Raw genomic sequence first — 5766 nt, forward strand, 5'->3', positions numbered from 1 at the left:
ACGAGAGGGCGCACCAAGACTCGGTGACCGCCCACGGGGTTGTGGCGTCCCCTCGCCGCCACAACCCCGTTCCCGCTGTGACACGTCTTTGTGGGGGAAACCGATGACCACCGCCGACCACGACCCCGAGGCCACCGGACAGGCCGTCCAGGAGACCTTTCCCTACGAGCGGCGGTGCCCGTTCGCCCCGCCCGTTCAGTACGAACAGCTCATCGGCAAGCGCCCGGTGTCCAAGGTCCGCCTGGCCACCGGGCGCGAGGCCTGGGTGGTGGCGGGACTGAAGGAGGCCCGGCAGATCCTCACCGACAGCAGGATCAGCTCCTCGCGCACCCACGCCAACTACCCGTTCTACTTCGACGCGCCGCCCCAGATGCGCACCGACAGCTCGTTCATCGCCTTCGACCCGCCCCGCCACACCGACGCCCGGCGCAAGGTCGCCCCCTCGTTCACGCACCGCAATGTGCAGAAGCTGCGCGAGGCCATCGAGCGCACCACCGACGCATGCATCGACGCACTGCTCGCCGCGGGCCCGCCCGCCGACCTGCACCGCCTGCTGTCGTTGCCGGCGCCGATGGCGATGATCTGCGATCTGCTGGGCGTGCCGCCCGAGGACCGCGACTTCCTCCAGCAGCACGGCGAGCGCCTCTTCGGCGGCACCAGTTCCCAGGCCGAACGCGAGGCCGCGGTCGTCGAGGTCGGCGCCTATCTGGAGGAACTGGTCCGCCGAAAGGACCGTGAGCCCGGCGACGACCTGATCAGCAGGACCGTCGCCGCGCACCGCACCGAGGACGGGACGTACGACGTCCGGGACGTGGTGAACACCTGCCGCATGCTCATCAACGGCGGCCACGAGACGACCGCCAACCACATCACCCTCGGTGTGGCGGCACTCCTGGAGCATCCCGAGCAGCTCGACGCCCTCACCCGCGACCCGTCGCTGATCGGGCCCGCGGTCGAGGAACTGGTGCGCTACCTCGGGCTCGGCGACCTCGCCGTGCCCCGCGTGGCGCTCGCCGACATCGAGATCGGCGGCGAGACCATCCGCGAGGGCGACGGCGTCCTGGTGCTGCTCCAGGCCGCCAACCGCGACCCGCGCGAGTTCGACGACCCGGACCGGCTGCTCCTGTCCCGCGGCAGCCGGCGGCATGTCGGGTTCGGGCACGGCACCCACCTGTGCATCGGCGCCGACCTGGCCCGCCTCGAACTGGAGGTCGTCCTCACCCGGCTGTTCCAGCGCGTTCCCACCCTGCGCCTGGTCACCCCGGTCGACGAACTCCCCACGAAGGAACGGGCGATCGTCTACGGCGTGTGGCGGCTGGACGTCACCTGGTGAACTCCGGCGACCGGCCCGGCGACACCCACGGCCGCCGTCCGGCGGTCCGCCGGGCCTCGCAATGTCATGTCCGCTTCCCCTGGAGGCAGTTGTGAGGTTCGACGACATCTTCGTACGGGGCACCGGCGCCTGGTTGCCGCCCCGCCGGCGGCTCGATGACGCCGTCGTCGCCGGTGACTGCCCGCCCGTCCTGGTCTCCCGCACCGAGGTGCTCTCCGTGACGGTGGCGCAGGACGACTCCGCGCCGGAGATGGCCGTGCGCGCGGCCTGCCGAGCGGTGGAGCGTGCCGGTTCCACCGCCGCCGACGTGGACCTGATCCTGCACGCCGACACCTGGTTCCAGGGGCACGATGCCTGGGCGGTGGCGTCGTACGTGCAGCGCGAGACGCTCGCCAACCAGTGCCCGGCGCTGGAGATCCGGCAGATGTCCAACGGCGGCCTGGCCGCACTCGATCTCGCCGCCTCCTATCTGGCCGCCGCACCGGCCCGTCGGGACGCCCTGCTCACCACCGGTGACCGCTACGGCCTGCCCGGCTTCGACCGCTGGCGCACCGACCCCGGCACGCCGTACGCCGACGGGGGCACCGCCCTCGTGCTGTCCCGGCGCGGAGGCTTCGCCCGCCTGGTCTCCCTGGCCGCTCACGCCGACCCGGAGCTGGAGCCCCTGCACCGCGGCGAGGACCCGTTCGCCGAGGCCCCGCTCGGCCACCGGGTGCCGCTGTCGTTCGAGGACGCCACCCGCGCGTTCAACGTGCGGCACGGGATGTCGTACGCGCTGCGCAGACTCGCCGAGGGGCAGGCCACCGTGCTCAAACACGCACTGTCCGACGCCGGTCTCGAACTGCCGGAGATCGACTGGGTGGTGCTGCCCCATTTCGGCCGGATGCGCCTGGAGTCGCTGTACTACGAGCGGTTCGGCATCGACCCGGCCCGCACGACCTGGGAGTGGAGCCGCACGGTCGGCCATCTCGGCGCCGGCGACCAGTTCGCGGGCCTCGACCATCTCGTGGCGACCGGCAGGGCCGCACCGGGCGACCGCTGCCTGCTGGTCGGGGTGGGCGCCGGATACAGCTGGGGCTGCGCCGTGCTGGAGATCCTGGAGCGGCCGGACTGGGCCGGCTCCCCCGCCGAGCGCTAGGTCCTCCCCCCTCATCTCTCTTCGTCTTATCGCGATCTCTTGGAGTTGCACAGATGGATGGCACTGTCTCCACCCGCAACGACGGCGGTACCGGGCAGCAGGGCGAGCCGATCGCCGTCGTCGGCGTCTCCTGCCGCTTCCCGGACGCGCCGTCCCCGCGCGCGTTCTGGCGGCTGCTGAGCGAGGGCAGGCACACCGTCCGGCAGGCCCCGAAGGAGCGCAGGAGCGGCGGAGAGGCGGAGTGGGGCTCCTTCCTCGACAGCGTCGACCGGTTCGACGCCGCCTTCTTCCGGATCTCTCCGCGGGAGGCCGCCGCCATGGACCCGCGCCAGCGGCTGGTTCTGGAGCTGGGCTGGGAAGTCCTGGAGGACGCCGGGGTCGTGCCCGCCGACGTGGCGGGGACCCGGCTCGGCGTCTTCGTCGGATCCATCTGGGACGACTACGCGCACCTGGCGTACCGCACCGCCCGCACCTCGGCGACGCAGCACACCATCACCGGCATCCACCGCGGCATCATCGCCAACCGTCTGTCGCACTTCCTGCGGGTACACGGGCCCAGCATGACCGTGGACACCGGCCAGTCCTCGTCGCTGGTCGCCGTTCATCTGGCCTGCGAGAGCCTGCGCCGCGGCGAGTCGGCGACCGCGGTCGCGGCCGGGATCAACCTCAGCCTGCTCGCCGAGGCCTCCCTGGTGTCCGTCCGATGGGGCGGCCTGTCCCCGGACGGCCGCTGCTACACCTTCGACGCGCGTGCCAACGGCTACGTCCGCGGTGAGGGCGGCGGCGCGGTCCTGCTGAAACCGTTGGACCGCGCCCTGGCCGACGGCGACCACGTCTACGGCGTCCTGCTGGGCAGCGCGGTGAACAACGGCTGGGGCGCCTCCCTCACCCTGCCGAGCGCCGACGCGCAGGCCGACGTCGTGCGCGCGGCCTGCGCGCAGGCGCAGGTGGCCCCGGACGAGGTGCAGTACGTCGAACTGCACGGCACCGGCACCCCGGCGGGCGACCCGGTCGAGGCGAGCGCGCTCGGCGCGGCCCTCGGCGGTACGCGGGCGGCCGGGGATCCCCTGCGCGTCGGTTCGGTGAAGACCAACATCGGCCATCTTGAGGGCGCCGCCGGCATCGCCGGCCTGATCAAGACGCTGCTGTGCCTGGACAACCGCCGACTGCCCGCCAGCCTCAACTTCGACCAGCCCCACCCCGCCATCGACCTGGACGGGCTGGGCCTCGCGGTGCAGCGGCGCCTGGAGGACTGGCCGCACCCGGATCAGCCACTGGTGGCCGGGGTCAGCTCGTTCGGGATGGGCGGCACCAATTGCCACGTCGTACTCGCCGAACGCCCGGCCGCGCCGGACCGCGAACCCCCTGTGCCCCCGGTCCGCGAAGGCGGCCATCTGCTGCCCTGGCCGGTGTACGGACGCGGGGAGGCGGCGCTGCGCGAACAGGCCGCGAGACTCCGGGAGTTCGTCGCCTCTGACGGATCCGGCACGGCAGGGGCCGTTGCCCGCGCCCTGGCCACCACCCGTTCGCGGTTCGAGCATCGGGCCGTGGTGGTGGGCCGCGACCGGGAGGCGCTGCTCGCCGGTCTGGCCGCCATCGAGGCGGGCAAGCCGGCACCGGGCACGGTCACCGGACGCACCACCGGCGGAAGCCTCGCCGTCCTGTTCTCCGGGCAGGGCAGCATGCGGCCGGGCACGGGCCGCGAACTGTACGACTCCTTCGCCGCGTTCGCCGACGCCTTCGACGAGGTGTGCGCCGAGCTGGACCCGCTGCTGGGCACGTCCCTCAGGGAGACGGTCTTCACCGGCGGCGGCGAGGCGATCCGGCGCACCGACCTCGGCCAGGCGGCGCTGTTCGCCGTCGAGACCGCCCTGTACCACCTGATCACCGCGCTCGGCGTCCGGCCCGAGGTCCTCGCCGGTCACTCGGTCGGAGAGCTGGCCGCGGCCCACGCGGCCGGGGTCCTCTCCCTCACCGACGCCTGCACGCTGATCGCCGCGCGCGGCCGGCTGATGGCAGCCCTGCCCAAGGGCGGCGCGATGACGGCCGTGTTCGCCCCGGAGGCCGAGGTGGCGCCGCTGCTCGCGAGCCGGGAAGGGGAGTTGTCCGTCGCCGCGGTCAACGGTCCCGCGTCCGTGGTGCTCTCGGGCACCGCGGCGGCCCTGGCCGAGGTGACGGACCTCCTCCACGCCCGCGGCCACCGCACCAGGCCGCTCGCCGTGGCCCACGCCTTCCACTCCCCTTTGATGGACCCGGTGCTGGGCGACTTCGCCCAGGTCTGCGCCGGCCTCACGTACCGCGCGCCGCGCCTGCCCGTCGTGTCCACGGTCACCGGGCAGGTCGCCGAGGGGACGGATCTGTGCTCACCGGAGTACTGGGGGGACCATGTCCGCCGCCCGGTGCGGTTCCTGGACGCCGTGCGGACCGTACGGGAGCAGGGCACGGACACCTTCCTGGAGCTGGGTCCGGACGCGGTGCTCTCGGCGCTGGTGCCGAGGTGTCTGCCGGACGTGACTCCGGGCATGTCGGCCGCCGTCCTGCGCCACGGACGGCCGGAGGAGGAAACCCTGCTGACGGCCCTCGGGCGCGTCCATGTGCGAGGTACGGCGGTGGACTGGGCCGCGCTGACCCCGGCCACCGGGCAGCGCGCTCCGCTGCCGACGTATGCCTTTCAGCGGCGGCGCTACTGGCTCCCGGCCGACGGGGAGGTCGAGCGGGCGGAGGTTTCCGAGGGCGCGCACATGCTGGTGGACGAGCCTGCGGCCCTTGGCGGGCCCCGGGTACTCGCTGAACCCTCGGTCCTTGAAACGCCTGCCGAGAGCGCCCCGGGCGTTCCGCTCGCCCGCGAGCTGGGTGCGCTGTCCGCGCCGGAGCGTCGGCGGGTCGTGCTCGACCTGGTCGCAGGACACGTCGGCGCGGTCCTCGGCACTCCGGCCGGCGAACCGACAGAGGTCTCGGCGCACTTCACCGACCTCGGCATGGACTCCATGATGGCTCTCACACTGAGCGAGACACTGTCCGCCGCGACCGGTCTCGACGTGCACAGCGGATCGGTGTACGACTTCCCGACGCCGGAGCGGCTGACGGACCATCTGGTCGAGCTGATCGCACCAACGGCGCACCGGGAGGCTCTCGCGCCGGTCCGTGCCGCCTCGGTCCCCGACGCTCAGGACGAGGACGACCCGGTCGTCGTGGTGGGCATCGGCTGCCGGTTCCCCGGCGGCATCACCACCCCCGGCGGGCTCTGGCGGCTCCTCGTCGACGAGGAGCACGCGATCACGGACTTCCCGACCAA

General features: G+C 73.1%; 3 protein-coding genes. All 3 read left to right on the top strand.

From position 1 onward, the window contains the following. The first annotated feature begins 103 nt into the window (after nt 1-103). Nucleotides 104-1333 (top strand): cytochrome P450, encoded by a 1230-nt coding sequence (locus ACFWVE_RS28295; protein ID WP_384019743.1) that lies wholly within the window; start codon nt 104-106, stop codon nt 1331-1333. Between the two features lie 91 nt (nt 1334-1424). Further along, nucleotides 1425-2471: a ketoacyl-ACP synthase III family protein gene (locus ACFWVE_RS28300; protein ID WP_384019746.1), complete on the top strand. Its 1047-nt coding sequence runs from the start codon at nt 1425-1427 to the stop codon at nt 2469-2471. A gap of 53 nt (nt 2472-2524) precedes the next feature. Continuing rightward, a partial coding sequence (locus tag ACFWVE_RS28305) for a type I polyketide synthase (protein ID WP_384019749.1) occupies nt 2525-5766 on the top strand: 3242 nt, incomplete at its 3' end.

The organism is Streptomyces sp. NPDC058632, assembly GCF_042717095.1.
Taxonomy (GTDB): Bacteria; Actinomycetota; Actinomycetes; order Streptomycetales; family Streptomycetaceae; genus Streptomyces.